The organism is Bacillus sp. FSL E2-8900, from assembly GCF_037966225.1.
Classification (GTDB): domain Bacteria; phylum Bacillota; class Bacilli; order Bacillales; family Bacillaceae_G; genus Bacillus_A; species Bacillus_A cereus.
In genome coordinates this window covers 2,474,619-2,491,888 of record NZ_CP150193.1, presented here as the reverse complement: position 1 = coordinate 2,491,888, position 17,270 = coordinate 2,474,619, and the positions used below count along the sequence as shown (strand labels likewise).

Below are 17,270 nucleotides of genomic sequence, written 5' to 3'. Positions count from 1 at the left end.
GTTATTTTAACATATACTAAAGGGGATTTTTCATTAGAGAACTTGAGAAATATATAAGGGGGATTTTTATGTACGTTGATATTTTACTACTAGCAGAATTAACGACCGGACCAAAACATGGATATGAAATCAAAAAAAATGTTCAAAATCGTTTAGGTGAGAATTTTGAATTAAATCACAACATGCTTTACCCTGCCCTTCGGCGCTTTGAAAATATGGGTGCTATAACGAAAAAAATACATAAACAAGTTGGAAAACCAAACCGAAATATGTACGATATAACAGAAACAGGAGAAGAAATTTTTTCTGAAATGTTACGAGAGTTTCCCGAAAAACTTGCGACAAATAATGCAGAATTTCTTGTTCGTATCGCGCTATTTGAAAAACTTGAATATGAAGCTAGAAAAGAGATTTTGACTGTACGTCAAAACGTACTACATAGTCAACTTACCGCTATTCAGTCTCTAGAGGTTACCTCAGCCTTTATTACTGAAGTCATTGAATTTAGTAAATCACGAATTGAACATGAATTGAGTTGGATTACATTACTTATGAAGAAAATATGAAAAAATAACAAAAAAGCTAAAATTAATGAATGAAAATGATATTTATTATCAATACTATCATTAATAAAAGGGCAACCACGATTTGGCTACCCTTAAAGAATTTACACTTCTGGATCAAATGTTTTGCAATCTGTTTCTTCCGTTGTAGATGCATGTTTACCTTTATGACTTACTACGTAAATTGCCTCTGCACTACATTTATTACCGTTCGCCCAAAATTTACAGTTGTTTACTTCACATAAAACGTCTTGTGCCATAGTATCACACCTCCTTGTTCTATTATCATTAACAAAATTCGGAGGTATGATACTATTTGTCATCCATTTTTCATTCCCTTTTTAGCTTTCTTAATGGTTCAATATCTCCGCGTACAATAGCATCAATATTTCCAGTTATTTTTTCAATATCAAAATGCCACCATTGAATTTGCAATAATTCTTGAATTATTTCATTTGAAAATCTCTCTTTTATTTTATTTGCAGGGTTTCCACCAACAATTGTATATGGTGCGATGTCTCTAGTCACAACAGATTTAGCTGCAATGATTGCACCATCCCCTATTTTTATTCCGGGCATAATTGTTGTATCCATACCAATCCAAACGTCATTTCCTATAACTGTATCACCTTTATAAGGTAAATCAGACAAACTAGGTGTATACTTCTCCCACCCATTTCCAAATATATTAAATGAATATGCCGAAAATCCATCCATCCGATGATTGGCTCCGTTCATAATAAAGTTAACTCCAGATGCAATACAACAAAACTTTCCAATAATAAGGCGATCTCCAAGAAATTCATAATGATGTAATACTCGATCTTCAAATGTTTCTCCATCTTTCGCATCATAATAAGAATAGTCACCAACAAGTATATTAGGTTTTGTTATTATATTTTTTATAAATTGAACGTTTTGATTTCCTTCAATAGGGTATTTAACATTTGGATTAGGATTCATTTTGTACGGCACTTCCTTTACCACTTATTTCACTTTCTACCGCTATTACTGGCTTTAAATTGTATATAGGTAAAATAAACAATAATCCAATTATAAAAAGTAAAGCCGTCCCTTCATACATCATACTTAATGAAAACATCTCTTTTAATGAGCCAGCTATACTCATCGTTACTACCATTGAACCGGTAAAAAGCGGACTTAAAATACCATTTACACGACCTATAAAATCGGTATCGCTATTTTGAATAATAAGTGTATTTATACCAATTTGGATACAAGGAAGAGCTAAACCACTAAAAAGCTGCGCTGTAAGTGTCACCCATAAATTTGTAGAATATCCTATAATGCCAATACCAATTGCTTGACCAAGCATACCGATAATTAACATCTTTTGCGGAGCAACATTTTTCGCAAATACCATTGCTAATGCTCCGCCAACAATCATTCCCGCACCATTTACTGTTAGTAGCCACTGTAAACTCTCTTTTGATAATCCTAACTGCTCAGTCACAATAAATATACCTAATGGCTGAATTAATCCTATACCTAGTCCTGCAGCCATAAAACAAAGCCCTAGCAAAGTTAATGCTTTTTTCTTTTTGACATACTTAATACCATCCTTCATCTCTTGCAACAGAGTGATATCCTTCTTTTCTACGTCGTTTTCAAGATCTTTCGGAAGAAATAACAATACAACTGCCGCAAGTAAAAACGAGATACCTGTTATGATGATTGAAATATAAATTCCAAAACTATGAAAGATAAATGTCCCTAGTATTGGTCCTAATACCATAAATATTGCAAATATCGTTTGATATATAGACATTGCTAATTGAATTTGTTCTGTTGATAAATGTTGTTTAAACAATTTCATTCCAGATGGTTGTGAAAACTGTGAAAGGATTGCAGAGATGAGTGTCACAAAAAACACAATTTTCCACGTTCCAAACATAAGCGTAATTAATACAGCGAATACTGAAATGGAACTTAACGTTTCACACCATATCATTGTCTTCTTTGGCTTCCACCTATCAGCAAAAGTACCGCCAATAAATGAAAAAATAAAAATTGGAGCGAATTCAGCAACTGAAATCATCGAAATAGCAAAAGCATCACCTTTTGTCATTTCCATTACATATAGTAATACCGCAAAGTTTCGAACCCATATTCCTATTTGTAAAAATAATGCTGATGCTAAAATCCCTTGAACAAACCGATTTTTTAATACTTGTGATGCCCCATTGTTTTGTTTCGTTACTACATTTGTCGACATAAAAAAGCCTCCTATTTCATGTTCTGAACAGGAGGCAGCACAAATCATATAAAAAGACTATATATTCGCAGAGCGAAATACATCCCTTTTCTATAAATGTACAGACTAACCCTATTCAGAAGAATATTTCGTTTTTTAACGAAGATCTCTTACAAATAGAATTAGTTGATCATTGGGATGTTTTCACCCTTCCGTTTCGAATTTAAATAACACATACATACTCTATGTAAATCATTTTCGATGTATGCATGTCTCCTTTTAACTATTCTAGAAAGTTAAAGGTAATTCCTCTAAAGAACGCATTAAATAGTTACCTTGCCATTTAATTTCTTCACGATTCCCTTTTATTTGTAGTTCAGGCATTCGATTAAACAAAGTAGTAATAGCAATCTTTGCTTCTAACCTCGCAAGTGGAGCTCCTAAGCAGAAATGACTACCATGACCAAAGGCAATGTGACGGTTGTTCTCCCGTGTAATATCAAATATTTCTGGATTTTCAAATACTGTTTCATCACGGTTCGCTGAAGCCAATGCAATAATAACCATATCTCCTTTCTGTATTGTTTGATGGTGAATTTGAAAAGGTTCCGCTGCCCATCTTGCAGTTGTAACCTCAACTGGAGAATAATAACGCAATCCTTCCTCAATAGCCGAATCAATTAGTTTTGGATTATCTTTTAATAACTGTAATTGATTTGGATTTTCAAGAAGTGCTAATACCGTATTTGTAATTAAATTCACTGTCGTCTCATGTCCTGCGACAATTAATAGCATTATCATTGAATATAGTTCCCGAGCGCTAAGTTTATGCCCTTCACTCTCTGCAAGTATTAAAGCACTCACCAAGTCTTCTTTTGGCTCTTTTCTTTTAATATCAACTAAATATTGAAGATATGTAATAAACTCAGATAGTTGTTTTTCGATCTCTTTTATTTCTTCAGGTGTTTCTGGTGATGCAATAACAGCATGAGACCAAATTCTAAATTTCGCTTGATCTTCTTTTGGAATACCGAGCATCTCACTTATTACAATAATTGGTAACGGAAACGAATAATCATCCACAAGATTTAATGTACCTTTTCGCTCTATATTACTTATCAAATCATCTGCTATTCTCTGAATTCTTCCGTCTAATTGTGCAATCATCTTCGGTGTAAAAGCTTTTTGAACTAAAGATCGTAAACGACTGTGGTTAGGTGGATCTGAATTTAGCATATGTGTTGTTAAGTGGTCACTATTATCAACGGAAAGATACATGTTCTTTATATCTTGAGAAAACACATTTGTCCAATCTTTTTTTAAACGATTATCTTTTAAAAGTGGCAGAGCATCTTCATATCTAGTAATGAGCCATTCTTTACCGATTTCAACTTGGTTTACAAATAATATAGGTTGTTTTTTTCGCGATTCTTTATAAATTTCATACGCATCTTCTTTAAACTGAGCTGAAGCTAAATTAATGCCATCCTCTATGCTTAACCCAACTTTGTTTTTCATTGACATTGTATTCCCTCACTCTCATTTGTTTTTGAAAACCAACCAACATATGCATTATACTCTAATAAAAACGTGAAAATTGTAAATTTTTAATCAAAATCTTACTTCGTATATTGAAAAATAAAAAAGTGAGAGAGTACAATCGTTTTACTCTCCCACCTCTCTTTATGCGAAGCACATAAAATTACTAATTTGTTGATAGCGATAACTTACTTTACGACGACGACCACCTTGCCAAGTGTAACCTGATACTCCGTTTCTTCTCACTTCAGTCGGAAAGAACCATAAATCCCTTCCAAAAGGTCCAGGACGATGTAAACGTAAATAGCCCCATCTTCCTAAACAGTTACACATCCATGATTTCATATTGCCTGGTTGTGCTGGAGAAGCAAATGTAGACGGTAACGATGGCGCTTGTGACGGTGGTGGTGACGTTGGAGCATCCTCCGCATCATCTGGTCTGTAATCTTCTTGTTCAATATCTCTCACTTCATTTGTAGGTTCATACCCGTAGTCATGTGGATTATAATACATCGCTTGATCATATGGATAATTTTGTTGGTTATACATATTAACAAATCACCTTCTTTTCATTCATTACCTTTATCATTCATATGTGATATGCCCTCTCTGGGAAGCTTATGTATAGCCCAAATTCAACTTAAAAAACTCGTATTATTAAAAATACGAGTTTTTTAAAAATAGAATATTTTTATCATCTCCTTAACTTCACACTATAAAAACGCATTTCATCTAACGAACCTTCAAATTCAAATACTTCTTGTTTAATTAATTGTTTCAAGCGATATTCTAAGAAAGTATCTCCAACCAATTGTTCAACAAGACCAAGTGCTTCACCAATTACTCTAGGAGCTTTGAGGAACTCTCGATCAGCACCCACACTTTTCGCGCATTCAATTATAAATTGATCAAAATAATCTTCCTGTACAGAATGCACTTCATTTTCTTTCCACACTCTTAAACATTCTATGCTTTCCGATAATCTATTCCACTCATGTTCAAACTTCATGCGCTTCTCTTCAGTTAAATAAGGTAACTTTATAAAACTTTTTTGGAATAGAGCTAAACTTTCAGGTGGTAATTCTCCCGTTCCACGAATATCATACTCTTGTTTTAATATTTCTCTGCTTGCTTCAGACGTATTAATTATTCGAATGTTTTTCTTATCCTTTAATTGTGCTATTATAAAACTTAGACCTACATGTTCATGTGCATTATCAGCCCTCCAAATTGTAATAGGCGTTTCAACAGGAATAGTATGTAGTTCTTCTATAGTTGCTATAAATCTTAATAAATATTCTTCTTCAAAATAACTATCATATGCAGTTAAGTTATTTATTAACCACTTCTGTCTTGCTAGTTGCCCCTCATTCGTATGCAACTTATATATCGGTCCAATTGAAAAGAATTCCGAAAAAGCAACAACACTCTCTTCAAATAATTCTTCTTGACTTAACATATATTTCAAGCAACCAGCCGTTGAATCATCAAAAGCAATATGTACGTGCGTACTTTCTTTTACATTCCTTTTATAAGTAGGATTACTTGTTAATTGTTTCGGAATATCCATCAAATTTTTAATTGTATCTTCACTATAGTTTTCTTTTAATAAGTTTAACTGTATGAGAATACTTTGAAGTAAACCTTTAGCCTCATCTTCGTACATATCCTCTACAGCATTTTTAATTTTATCTATCACACAAATCCCTCTATTCATTTCAAAAATAACGTAGATTATAGTGTATCATTTTAGTATAGTTCTTTAAAGTCAAATTCAGATTACTACAGCAATCTGGATTTTCAACAAAAGCTCTCCTTATATTTTTGAATTGCTAAATATTTTTACTTTGAAAATCCTTGTATCTAAATGTATAATTATATAAAAACAAAAATATAGGAGCTATATTTATGGATAAAGTACTTACAAATTATAAACATTACTTAAAAAATTGGAGATTTATATTTATTTGCATACTACCTGCTATTGCCTTATTCGTTACTTTCGATGTCATCTTTGAACTACTGTTTCATCAAAATTTCTACTTATCTAACTTAATTTCTGCTATCATATTATTTTTAATATTTATTAACGTTAAAGATAAATTTAAAATTAAAGGCTAAAAAACACTATTTCAAAATAGACCTTTATTATTGCATCCTACTATAAAATAAGGCTCATAGTAGATTTTCATAAAAAAATAAGAGCACCCTGCAATTGGCTGCTCTTATGTGATTAGAGGTTTTTTCTGAGTATTAAGTAGGACACGAAGATCTTGTCCTACTACATAATATATGCTTGTACTTATTATTTCGTGCATGTATTAAGCACCATGTTCAGGTACTTAATATATGCATAGTCATTGCTAAAAAATATACTCAAATATTCACTGTACAATTTCATATTTATAAATTAAAAAACATCCTCAATGGATGTTTTTTATCTAACGATTTTAAGCTTCCATAAACTTAGCCGGTACACCAATTTTTTCAACTACAGAAGATATATTAGTAGGATTAATCATTACATTTTCAATACATACTAATTTATTTTCTAATATCCCATTCTCTGTAGTAATAAGTTCTTCAAACCGATCTAAAGTCATTGAGAATTTATGTTCACTTCCACCATTCATACTAACTTTTACATACTTCATAGTGTCACCGCCTTTCATAATAATTTACCTTTCGACAAGAAGGCGCTTACATCCTTTTTATTTACTCTTAGATTTCTCACGTTTACATATATTTTGAGAACGGAAACTACTATTATTCACTCACAAAATTATTGCTAATAAAAAAGATAAAGATAAAAATGCACAAAGTGGAATATATAAACCGGTATCCATTCTTGCAAAGTGCGTATCTTTTTGGCGTTTAAAGATACCAAAATAGTTAAATTCACCAATTACTCTAATAGAAAAGACGATCATACAAATCCAGGAACCGACTTGAATAATAACATTAGGAACTGCAAAATGAACAATATTTGCTTGTTGCAACAAAATTATTGCTGCCATACTTAATAATAATGCAATGAACAATGTCATTCCGGCGCGAGGTGTAAACGCCTTTTCCCCTGATTTAGTTGGAATAACACTATTTGTCCCCCAATTACCTCCGAAAGCCCAATATACATGTAAAAAGCTAACTAAGAATAATATACAAGCAGATATATATGTAATGATAAGCATTTTATCCTCCCCTTATTTCATTTTGGTTCCTACCTATAAAATATGCTGTTCCCCTCCGCAATAGCAACCTTCATTTCATTACATAAAAAAACCGTAATGATTTATCAATATTAAGATAAGTCATTACGGGGTTATTAAACTTCATTATGCATTATACCTATTTCTTCGGCGTTCCATCCTTGTTTGACCTTGAACTGCATTTTCTTTGTATGGATCTATTTGCTCTGTCATTTCATATGTTGCAACTGGTTCATCGTACTTATACTCATGGTTCTTTTCTGCCATTTTACTTTTAGATTCTTTCCCACCAAACTTAAATAGTTTCATCTTTAATTTCGGCAATCTTGGAAGTCTAATCTTAATTGATAATCTTTTGCGTTTCTTTTTTGGTCCAAGTAGATTTATATTTTCTTTATTATTATCTTTCTCTTTGCGGTGAATGAACATCGCAAGTAATCCTCCTACTACAAGTCCTCCAATTAATAGTAATATATATACATAATGGCTTGTCATTAAACTCGTTATGCGTTCAAGTATGACTAACGACTGTACTTCTTTTATATCCCATAGTAAAGCGGCCCATAATGAGAATAAGCCCAAAGTAAGTCCATATGTACGAAAACGGAATAAACATGGAATTAACGCGACACATGCAGCAATTTTTGCATTTGTTATGATTGAACTTGTTGAAATATCCTGATGCCAAATAACTAACAGTAATGTTATAAATGGCGCATACGCTATCCAGCTGCATATACGTGAATACATCTTTTTAGCAAAATAACTACCGAAACTAGTAAAAAATAAAAGCCCTCCAATATATATAGATTGTTCTAGAGGGATTTGCTTTGTAAGTCCTGCAATTGGAAAGAGGCCGCTCAATAGCATTAAGAGCACATCTAATTTCTTCACAATTCCCCATTCCTTTCAAATTTTTTCAATTAATAAAAATCTTTTTCCATATGATATAGTTTTTGTATTTCTAAAAAACATATTAATCCTGTCTGCACATAAAGTAAATATGTAAACGAAAAGATACTTGACAAAGGATATCCTTATTTACATAAAAAAATGACAAATCCTGATCGATATAACGAGCAGGATTTGTTTACTAGTATTTAAAGTAGAGTAATTGAATCTTTCTTTTCTACCTTTACTACATCTACATCCAATTCATCATCAAATTCTTTAAACTCTCTTGCATCTATGTCAGTAATATAAGTCTTCATTACTTTTTCCATATGTACGGAATATGTCATGTGTACATTCTTTTTCGAAAGCATACTAGAATTACAGCACATGTAATGTATCATTTTAGCGATATAATCCCTTTCTACAGGTTTTACACCCAATGGTAAAATTTCAAGTATATATCGCTGAAAAATCCCACTACAATTAAGTGAATATTCACCAGTGCTATAATACATCCCTTTTTGATCTGCATATAAGCCAATGCTATCTAGACCATCATCCCGCTCTATTACACCGTAACTTGGTACATCAAAACCTGTATTTATTCTAATAATATTTAAATTTGGAACCTTTAAGACCTCTGGAACAATATCAGGTAAAATATCTATATTAATTTCTTTATTTTGTAACTCTTTTATCCAATATTTTCTCAAATTTGCATCTACAATGAAGTAAACTTGTTCATTTTGTTCTTTTGCATATTGTACAATTTCCACTAATGTTTCGAAAACATATTGTTTAAAAAGAGCCCCCATATCATTTCTCTTTGATGGTTGTGGTAAAAATGCATTATGTTTATTTATATTTAATAATACGTAATCAATCGTTTGCCACTCTGTACTCCCATATAATTTATATAAAATTTCTTTTCCTTTTATTTTTGAAAAAATAGGTAAGAAATCGAATTTCGATATTCGTTCAATTGATAAACTAACATATGTACAAGGTAAATTTATCTTATTCCAACTACGCTTCAAAAATCCTTTTTGTTCTAATAGACTAAAAACACTATTTACAATTGTTTTACGAGATACATTTTGTCCTATAAATAAATTAATAAATGTTGAAATACGGTTTGTTCTTGCAAATCCCTCTCTAATGATTTGTTTTGGATCAATTTTTTCGCGTCCATCACAATTTTTCATTGCGATTAATGCTAATGTCGCATCACTGCGCTCACCCGCGGTAGCATAGACAGCTTTCTTAACATCATCTACAAGATTTGTTTTATATTTTTGGCAATATTGCATTTTATATGGATTTTGTAACACCTTTTCAATATTGTATCTCACAATCTTTAATAACACCGGAAAATCTGTATTCAATACATAAGAATTTTCACCAACTTTAGTCAAAACAATTTTGCTATCAAGTAATGCTTGTTCTATTTCCAGCGCTATATTTTCAGACCAAACTTCTAATGTTAATGTCTCTAATCCTTTTGGTGCAAATAAAGGAAATAATTCATTTTTGTTATTTGTTGCTACCTTTTTACATTCTGGAAGTATTGTGAAATAAGAGAATTTACGCTGAAATTCTTTAAATAAATACTCTCTTTCCTTTACTGTTATACCCGGTTCTATTTTAGTACCTCGAACTTTATAAATTCTCTCATTGTATGGAAATAACACCCTTTTATTTTCCCCTACAATATAATCTTTCGGATATTGGAGAATATGGTCTAAATCCACCTCTCCCCCTATTTGAAAATCATCTTTTAAATTTCTAAATATCTTAATCCATTTCATGCCGGTTGTAGCTTGTTGTATTTTTAGTTTTACAAACCGTATTTTTTTATTATTTGACGCAAACTCTGAGGTAGAAATCAATATCATGCCTCGTTTTCGTCTTAAAAGTAAAGGAATATCTGGATGATTATATTCTTGATAAAATCTCCGAATTCCTATTGAAATATTTAATAATGGAGCGTTCTCACCACCGCGGGTTATGCATTCGAATCGATATACATAGGAGAAAAAATCTTGTGTTTTTTCATCTTTTATCGGCCCAGACATCGCCTCACAAATATTTTGTGATCTAAGAGGGGAAAAATAGATTTCTTCTTCATTTGTATTTTCTAAATATATAGGACGCTCACAAAAAATATGTGAGATTAAAGCGGGCACCCACTTAGAATACGTTTCATTATCATGTAGTACTGGCAAATTAGAAATCAAATCGGATTGCCATTCATATTTTGGTGGTTCTACTAATCTATTTGGTTTCCAATCATGAATAATCTCATACCAACTTTGAAAAATATAATCGAGCTGCTCTTGTCTAATAGGTTCTTTCGATACAATCCATGGTGTATTTTCATTTAATACGTACGGGTTATGCTGAATAAACAATATATCCGAAAACATATCATACAATCTTTCATTCAAACGTTTCAACTTACTCGTTAATAAAAATGTCTTATAATGTATCTCTACGATGTCCAGCCATTCAATAGGAAAGTATATAAATGATACCTTTTCATTTAAAAGGGGTTCTACTATATTTTCAAATGTTAGCAGCCTTAATTTTTTCATAAAATGATTCCTTCCTTTCTTCAGTTGTCTTGATTATCAAAAAGCTAGAACAATAGTTACTTAATCTAATCCATTTAAACCAAGTATTTAAAAGAAACGTAAAAACTGTTTATCTACATAAACTATTATCAAACCGACTCTTTTAAAAATTCAAAGTAATTATCATGTATAACACCTCTATAATATTTGTATTTCAATACATTCGAATTATACATTACACATAATGCATTGTACTTATCATTTACAATAACTTTACAAAAAAACCAAAAAAGAACACCTTAATTCGGTGCCCTTTTTACAAATATCAACCTTTATGTAATTGAACATATAGATAACAGTAATCCCCCAAATGAAATTGCTCCTAGTAAACCTACTACAACTCCTGTTAAACAAATACAATCAGCAAGACAAATAGAAGACTGCGATAATGGAACGAATGACCTACTTGTACCCGAACCATATTGTTTTATCTTCTCATAATTCATATCTAACATTAAATGTAGACATGTTACACCCTCCTCAATAGTATGTAGAGATTCTTTTTCTAATCGCTCCAATAATTTACTATCAAAAGCAACTGCTAGAGGGTACTGCTTATCCGATTTCATATTTTGATAAATTAGTTGCAAACGAGATAATATATTATTTTTCTTCTTTTCAGATGTTACTGTACATTTCATATTATTAAATTCATTTAATAACAGTGATAATTCATCTCTTTTTCCGTATAAATCTTTAGCTATTTTTCTCTTTAGTTTATACGAATGGAAAATAGATTTTAGTTCAACCATATTCATACACTTCCTAATTACATAGTATTTACCCTATTATTTTGTAGATAAACAGTACTTTTTAATCTTATTTAAAATACACTTAAGCAACTTATTTTACTATCGATTAACATTACATTAACCTTACACGGTTGTAATAAAATCATTAGCTAGAAGGAAGCAATGCCCAAACTAGACAGATATTTAATGATAAAACCATAAGAAAAAAACAATGATTAGATTTTAAATCTAGTCATTGCTTTATCCATCACATCTTGATTACATCTATATATCTTATTGTTACTTTTTCACTTGAATGATTGAATATATCCATTAATAATGGCTATATTCTTTGTCGGCACGTACATATAACTAATGTTTTTTAATTGCTAAAGTGAAACTTTAATCAGCTCTCACCAATCGGGCTTTTATGGGCAGTCCGCCACCTAACTTCTCTTTGCTCTCGCTGAATTTTTTTTGGGATGTTACTGCCCGCAACTAGCAAGATAGATGTTATCAATATTCATACGTTACAATAGTACCGGTAGTATCAGTAAAACCATCAAAACAGTTAGAGCAACCACCACAGCCGCCACAACCGCCACAGCCTCCGCAACCAAAACAACCGAAGCAACCAATACAACGGAAGCCACCACAACGGAAGCCGCCACAACGACCTCCACCACAACCGCCACAACGACCACAACCGCCACAGCGACGAGCAGCATCTTCAATATAGTAATATGGATATTGGTTTTGCTGGTCCCAATAGACAATATTTCCAGACCGGTAATCATTAAGGCTTAACGCTTGTAGTTCTTGTTGAAACTGATTCATTTTCATAACCTCCGTTTATAAAATACAACCTCATCGATACTTCCCTATATTCCTGTTCGTTACATCTAAGTAGAAATAGCGCTATAAACTAAGTTCAATACGTACACCAACAAAGTATGACTTATCACTAGATGATGCACCTTGTTCATATACCTATTTTTACTATGGGCTCATTTTTATAAAGTGAAACTTTAATCAGTGGGGTTTTGTTCATCCCCTACCTAACTTCTTTGCTTCCGCTGAATTTTGAGGTGGGGGGCTTACTGCCCGGCAAATAGCGGGATAAATAAAAATTAAAAAATATGAATTCTAGCGTCATATCTTCATACTTACTAAGTTCAATTAATTTCTCAATAATTATGATGCCATATCCTATATATTTCCGTCTGCTGCTTAGATTTTTCTGTACTGTAAATGGCTTTCGCTATAACACCTCCAAGTGACCGGTTTCTATGACGGATAAGAAATTCCAACAAAAAAAGCCCTAATTAGGGCTTTTCATTCTATTTCTCCAGTAAAACTCTCTATGAAATTCCTAATAGAAAAAAGACACACTTAGATTGATGCGTCTTTTTGTGATGCCTCTTTTGTGAAATCATATAAAGCAATTGCGCCTAAAAGAACAAGTATCCCTTGAGGAACATCTAGCAAAATGGTTTTCCAAATTTCTGGAATTATCCATTTAATATCTGCTGCTGTTTCAAGATATGTTTGGAAATAGCTGATTGTAAAATTAATTATCCCTAAAAATACAAATAACGATAAACCAAATCGAATTAATTTCTTATTTGTAAACATATAACACCTCTCAAAATTCATTGGATATTCCTGCTTTTGCTTCTTTATATTTCCATATCTCTATATCTGATTTTAACACATAAAGAGCTCAAAAAAAAATACGATATGCATATTTGCATATCGTATTAACAACACTCCATGATAATTTAGAAATTCCTGCAAAGAAAAAACAACTCCGTTACAGCTAACAGCTCGGGTTTCTTTTCTTATTTAACTTCATACCACCAACATTTACGTTCTTTGATTGTAAAATAAATGTGACAGAAGTTTATCCAGTTAATGCGTAGACAAGTAAATGAGCTAAATTATCGATATTCTATTTCGCCATATCCGTAGCACTAATGACTTTACGCAAATTTGACAAGAAAAAATATATAGATAGGTATGATCCATACCTATCTATAACATTACTTCTATTCTTTATCCAATTACGTCTTTTACGTCTGTATCCACTGGCCACTTTTCTAATGTATAAGCCATTTCCCAAAATGAATATTCATATTGACTGCTAATAATAAAATGCTGTTTCATACGTTTGCGGTCTGCCTCTGTTACTTTTTCAGCGATAGTATCTAAACGTGTAATTTGCTCTTCAACTAGCGTACGGAACCAATCAGATCCATAAGCAGAAATCCATTCGTTATAAATTTGCTCTTCCGGCTGGCACTCTTTTAAGCGTTCGCCAATTTCATAATACAACCAATAGCAAGGTAAAATTGCTGCAATGATATCGCCTAAATGTCCTTCGTACGCAGCACGATACATATGTGAAGTATATGCGTATGCAGTTGGAGCAGGGATAAAATTATCTTTTTCTTCTTTCGTTATCCCTAATTTCTTCGCAAAATTCTCATGTAATGATAATTCCGCCTCATATGTATTTTGGGCATGGTGTGCCATACGAGCTGTCGTTTCTAATTCAAGAGCTTTTGCAGCTCCTAATGTTTGTACTCTAGCAAAATGACTCAAATAATATGAATCTTGAAGCACATAATAGCGAAAACTAGCTAAATCTAACGTTCCTTCACCAAGTTTTTTTACAAAAGGATGGTTAAAACTCGCTTCCCAAATTGAATCTACTTCTTTACGTAATGATTGTGAAAAAGTCATTTAAATCCCTCCAATAATGTATAAAATATAAGTATTTATCCACAATTATTAAAGCTGTAAAATAAAAAAACTTTCTTTACAGGCGTAAAGAAAGTGAAATCGACAGTATTTATTTACTCATTAAATAGCAACGTCTTTCCCACTTCCCTACGCTGGCATTAACCAGATCAGGTACTAAGAGTCTCAAAATCACATTTGATCTCAGCCTATAAAAGGCCCCCCTAGTGGATAAATATTTTGTTTTTATAATGTATTCATCATAGCATACTTCGTGAAACTGTCAAAAAAATTCGTTATATAATTCCCTTAAAACCCTTCTTCTTTTCTAACTTTTAATGATGTTTCAATAATCATATCTAATAGTTTGCTATAACTAATCCCCGCTGCTTCTGCACTTTTTGGCAATAAACTTGATTGTGTCATCCCTGGTAATGTATTAATTTCCATTACATATGGAATTCCGTCCTTCACCATCATATCAACTCTTGCATAAACACTACATTTTAATGCTTTATAACAAGCAAGTGACGCTTTATTTACACGTTCCTTAATTTCTGCTGGAAGTTCGATAACTTCCTCAACTGTACTAGTATCATCATATTTTGCATTGTAGTCAAAGAATTCGGCTGCATGTCGAATTGAAACTATAGGTAACTGTTTTCCATCCAGAATTGAACATGTAATTTCATCACCTTTTATATACTTTTCAATTACTACTTCAGAATCCCATTCGAATACAGTTTCTAGCATTGAGATCAATTCATTTTTATTATAAACGATTTTCACTCCGACACTCGATCCGCCAGAGTTTGGTTTTACTACTAATGGAAATCCTAACTTATCTAACTCATCAAGATTTAGATCCTCCATTTTTGTAAGTTCAATCCAATCTGGTGTTTCTACACCTTCATAACGTAAAATCTTTTTCGAAATATTTTTATCCATACATATACTGCTAGATAACATATTACTTCCGCTATAAGGAATCCCTAAACTCTCCAGTGTTCCTTGAACTGTCCCATCTTCTCCGTATTTTCCGTGTAATGCGAGCAACGCAAAGTCAATGTCTTTCGCTTTTTCAACTAAATCTATTTTTTCATTTAATGGAATTGGAACTATTTCATACTTATTTTTATCTAAATGAGCAATCATTTCATTCCCCGTCATAATTGAAACTTGTTTTTCAGACGATACCCCACCCATAATAACACCGATTTTCATTTTCTCAACTCCAAATTTCATTTTTTAATGTATCACCAATTATTTTAATTCCCCGAACTATTTCTTCTTCTTTCAAGCGCGAAAAACCTAATCGGAAAGTGTTCGCTCCTTCTCCATCAGAGTAAAAAACATCTCCAGGTGAAAACGTAACGCCTTTCTCATAACACTTTTGTAAAAGTGTGCGGGCATTCATATGCTCTTCTAGTTCTATAAATAAATGAAGTCCACCATCTCCAGTCATTCTTTTAAAAGGAATGTACTGGTCACATGCCCCGACAGCTAACTCATATTTTTTCTTATAAACAGATCTTGCCTTTTTTAAATATTTCTCAAAATATCCCTCATGTAAATATTGAAACAGAACAGCTTGATCTAACGTAGATGTGTGGATCGTTCTTGCTCTTTTTACGCTTTCTAAATAATGAATCAGCTCTTTATCTGCAATAATCCAGCCTACACGTAAACCAGGGAAAAGTACCTTTGAAAAGCTACTAATATAAATCACATTATTGCCAGCTCCAGCAAAAGTTAATAATGGGGCTAAATGTGAACCTGAATAACGTAATTCTTCATTAAATCCGTCCTCTATAATAGGAACCTTGTATTTTGAGAATAACCTCATCAATTCCGTTCTTTTCTCTGAACTCGTAACAATACCGGTTGGATTATGATAAGAAGGAATTAAATAAGCAAAATCAAAATCTTTTTCACGCAAACTTTTTTCAACTTCATTCGTATCAATACCATCCTCATGCATATCAATCCCATGAACTTCAAGTCCATGTAAACGGAAAAGCTTAAGTGCAGCGTGGTGAGTTGGATTCTCACAAATGACACGCCCGGATTTTTTTGATAAAGAAGAGAGTACAATATCCAATCCTTCTGTAAATCCATTTGTAATTAGAATATCTTTATTCGAAATGCCTACACCTTTCATTTCCATGTAATGAAGTAAATAATTCATTAACGGTCTATATCCCTTTGCATATCCGTAGTTCAATACGATGTCTCCTTCAATGGACATACGAGTAAGAAAAGCTCTTTTGAAATTTTCAACATCAAATAGCTTCTCATCCGGGGCTATACTATTAAAAACAATCATTCCCTTTTCCCAACGAACACCATGTTTCATTAAATCTAATTCATCCGCTAATGCGGTCACTGTATTAAGTTTCTTTTTCCAATCTATTTCAACAGACGAAGTGTTAGATATATCCACCTTCGCAACAAAGTTCCCTTTTCCTTTAACTGCATAAATGAGTCCTTCTTGCTCTAAATCTGCATAAGCAGCGAGTACAGTGTTTCTACTCACACTTAGTAATTCACTTAGTTCCCTTGTTGATGGGATTTTTTGATCCCCGAGCAAATGCCCTTTCATAATCATCTTCTTCAAATAATCTTTCAACTGAATATAAACGGGACGATCTTTAACAACTTTAAAATCCTTAAACAATTCCTTACCCCCTGCAATCATTTTTGCATATTTATTTCATTCTCAAAAGGTCCACGACATATGTATT

General features: G+C 32.4%; 18 protein-coding genes, 1 pseudogene and 1 riboswitch. Of the genes and pseudogenes, 2 read left to right on the top strand and 17 right to left on the bottom strand.

What is annotated here, in order from left to right; translation table 11 throughout:
• Nucleotides 1-68: 68 nt before the first annotated feature.
• The gene (locus NST90_RS12730; RefSeq protein WP_044307539.1) at nucleotides 69-566 is read left to right on the top strand and encodes a PadR family transcriptional regulator; all 498 of its coding nucleotides are present in this window, start codon (nucleotides 69-71) and stop codon (nucleotides 564-566) included.
• Nucleotides 567-667: 101 nt separating this feature from the next.
• Here the strand turns inward: NST90_RS12730 and NST90_RS12725 are convergent, their stop codons facing one another.
• From NST90_RS12725 to NST90_RS12700, 6 genes are all read right to left on the bottom strand, one after another.
• A complete protein-coding gene (locus tag NST90_RS12725; RefSeq protein WP_000046095.1) occupies nucleotides 668-823 on the bottom strand; it encodes a DUF1540 domain-containing protein in 156 nt (51 codons plus the stop codon).
• Between the two features lie 70 nt (nucleotides 824-893).
• Complete coding sequence (locus NST90_RS12720; RefSeq protein ID WP_339201555.1) at nucleotides 894-1,526, bottom strand: Vat family streptogramin A O-acetyltransferase; 633 nt, start codon at nucleotides 1,524-1,526, stop codon at nucleotides 894-896.
• Nucleotides 1,516-2,799, bottom strand: coding sequence for an MFS transporter (locus tag NST90_RS12715; protein WP_000106383.1), 1,284 nt, complete (start codon nucleotides 2,797-2,799; stop codon nucleotides 1,516-1,518). The genes NST90_RS12720 and NST90_RS12715 overlap by 11 nt, the downstream gene beginning before the upstream one ends.
• 267 nt (nucleotides 2,800-3,066) lie before the next feature.
• A complete protein-coding gene (locus tag NST90_RS12710) occupies nucleotides 3,067-4,302 on the bottom strand; it encodes a cytochrome P450 (RefSeq protein WP_046392757.1) in 1,236 nt (411 codons plus the stop codon).
• Nucleotides 4,303-4,461: 159 nt separating this feature from the next.
• The gene (locus NST90_RS12705; RefSeq protein ID WP_000282680.1) at nucleotides 4,462-4,866 is read right to left on the bottom strand and encodes a hypothetical protein; all 405 of its coding nucleotides are present in this window, start codon (nucleotides 4,864-4,866) and stop codon (nucleotides 4,462-4,464) included.
• A 145-nt stretch (nucleotides 4,867-5,011) separates the two neighbouring features.
• A complete protein-coding gene (locus NST90_RS12700) occupies nucleotides 5,012-6,016 on the bottom strand; it encodes a DUF1835 domain-containing protein (RefSeq protein ID WP_025710280.1) in 1,005 nt (334 codons plus the stop codon).
• A gap of 209 nt (nucleotides 6,017-6,225) precedes the next feature.
• Here NST90_RS12700 and NST90_RS12695 point away from each other — a divergent pair, with 209 nt between their 5' ends.
• Entirely contained in the window at nucleotides 6,226-6,438 is a 213-nt protein-coding gene (locus NST90_RS12695; RefSeq protein ID WP_000362067.1) for a hypothetical protein, read from the top strand.
• Between the two features lie 329 nt (nucleotides 6,439-6,767).
• Here NST90_RS12695 and NST90_RS12690 read toward each other — a convergent pair whose 3' ends face one another.
• From NST90_RS12690 to NST90_RS12640, 11 genes and pseudogenes are all read right to left on the bottom strand, one after another.
• Nucleotides 6,768-6,971, bottom strand: coding sequence for a hypothetical protein (locus NST90_RS12690; protein ID WP_000878369.1), 204 nt, complete (start codon nucleotides 6,969-6,971; stop codon nucleotides 6,768-6,770).
• Between the two features lie 120 nt (nucleotides 6,972-7,091).
• Nucleotides 7,092-7,508: a DUF3995 domain-containing protein gene (locus NST90_RS12685; RefSeq protein ID WP_000905571.1), complete on the bottom strand. Its 417-nt coding sequence runs from the start codon at nucleotides 7,506-7,508 to the stop codon at nucleotides 7,092-7,094.
• 144 nt (nucleotides 7,509-7,652) lie between these two features.
• The gene (locus tag NST90_RS12680; RefSeq protein ID WP_044307542.1) at nucleotides 7,653-8,420 is read right to left on the bottom strand and encodes a DUF3959 family protein; all 768 of its coding nucleotides are present in this window, start codon (nucleotides 8,418-8,420) and stop codon (nucleotides 7,653-7,655) included.
• A 206-nt stretch (nucleotides 8,421-8,626) separates the two neighbouring features.
• Nucleotides 8,627-11,014, bottom strand: a complete 2,388-nt coding sequence (locus NST90_RS12675) for an RNaseH domain-containing protein (protein ID WP_283748165.1) — start codon at nucleotides 11,012-11,014, stop codon at nucleotides 8,627-8,629.
• Between the two features lie 311 nt (nucleotides 11,015-11,325).
• Entirely contained in the window at nucleotides 11,326-11,811 is a 486-nt protein-coding gene (locus NST90_RS12670; protein ID WP_002024190.1) for a hypothetical protein, read from the bottom strand.
• Between the two features lie 209 nt (nucleotides 11,812-12,020).
• A pseudogene (locus NST90_RS12665) lies at nucleotides 12,021-12,124 on the bottom strand (site-specific integrase); the annotation flags it as partial.
• Between the two features lie 176 nt (nucleotides 12,125-12,300).
• The gene (locus NST90_RS12660; protein ID WP_001071364.1) at nucleotides 12,301-12,621 is read right to left on the bottom strand and encodes a heterocycloanthracin/sonorensin family bacteriocin; all 321 of its coding nucleotides are present in this window, start codon (nucleotides 12,619-12,621) and stop codon (nucleotides 12,301-12,303) included.
• Nucleotides 12,622-13,176: 555 nt separating this feature from the next.
• Entirely contained in the window at nucleotides 13,177-13,440 is a 264-nt protein-coding gene (locus tag NST90_RS12655) for a DUF3937 family protein (protein ID WP_016122577.1), read from the bottom strand.
• A gap of 399 nt (nucleotides 13,441-13,839) precedes the next feature.
• A complete protein-coding gene (tenA, locus tag NST90_RS12650) occupies nucleotides 13,840-14,529 on the bottom strand; it encodes a thiaminase II (RefSeq protein WP_000144513.1) in 690 nt (229 codons plus the stop codon).
• A gap of 127 nt (nucleotides 14,530-14,656) precedes the next feature.
• Nucleotides 14,657-14,762: riboswitch (TPP riboswitch) on the bottom strand.
• A gap of 73 nt (nucleotides 14,763-14,835) precedes the next feature.
• Entirely contained in the window at nucleotides 14,836-15,750 is a 915-nt protein-coding gene (locus NST90_RS12645) for a D-alanine--D-alanine ligase (RefSeq protein WP_046393158.1), read from the bottom strand.
• A gap of 4 nt (nucleotides 15,751-15,754) precedes the next feature.
• The gene (locus NST90_RS12640) at nucleotides 15,755-17,203 is read right to left on the bottom strand and encodes a PLP-dependent aminotransferase family protein (protein WP_046392718.1); all 1,449 of its coding nucleotides are present in this window, start codon (nucleotides 17,201-17,203) and stop codon (nucleotides 15,755-15,757) included.
• Nucleotides 17,204-17,270: the final 67 nt, after the last annotated feature.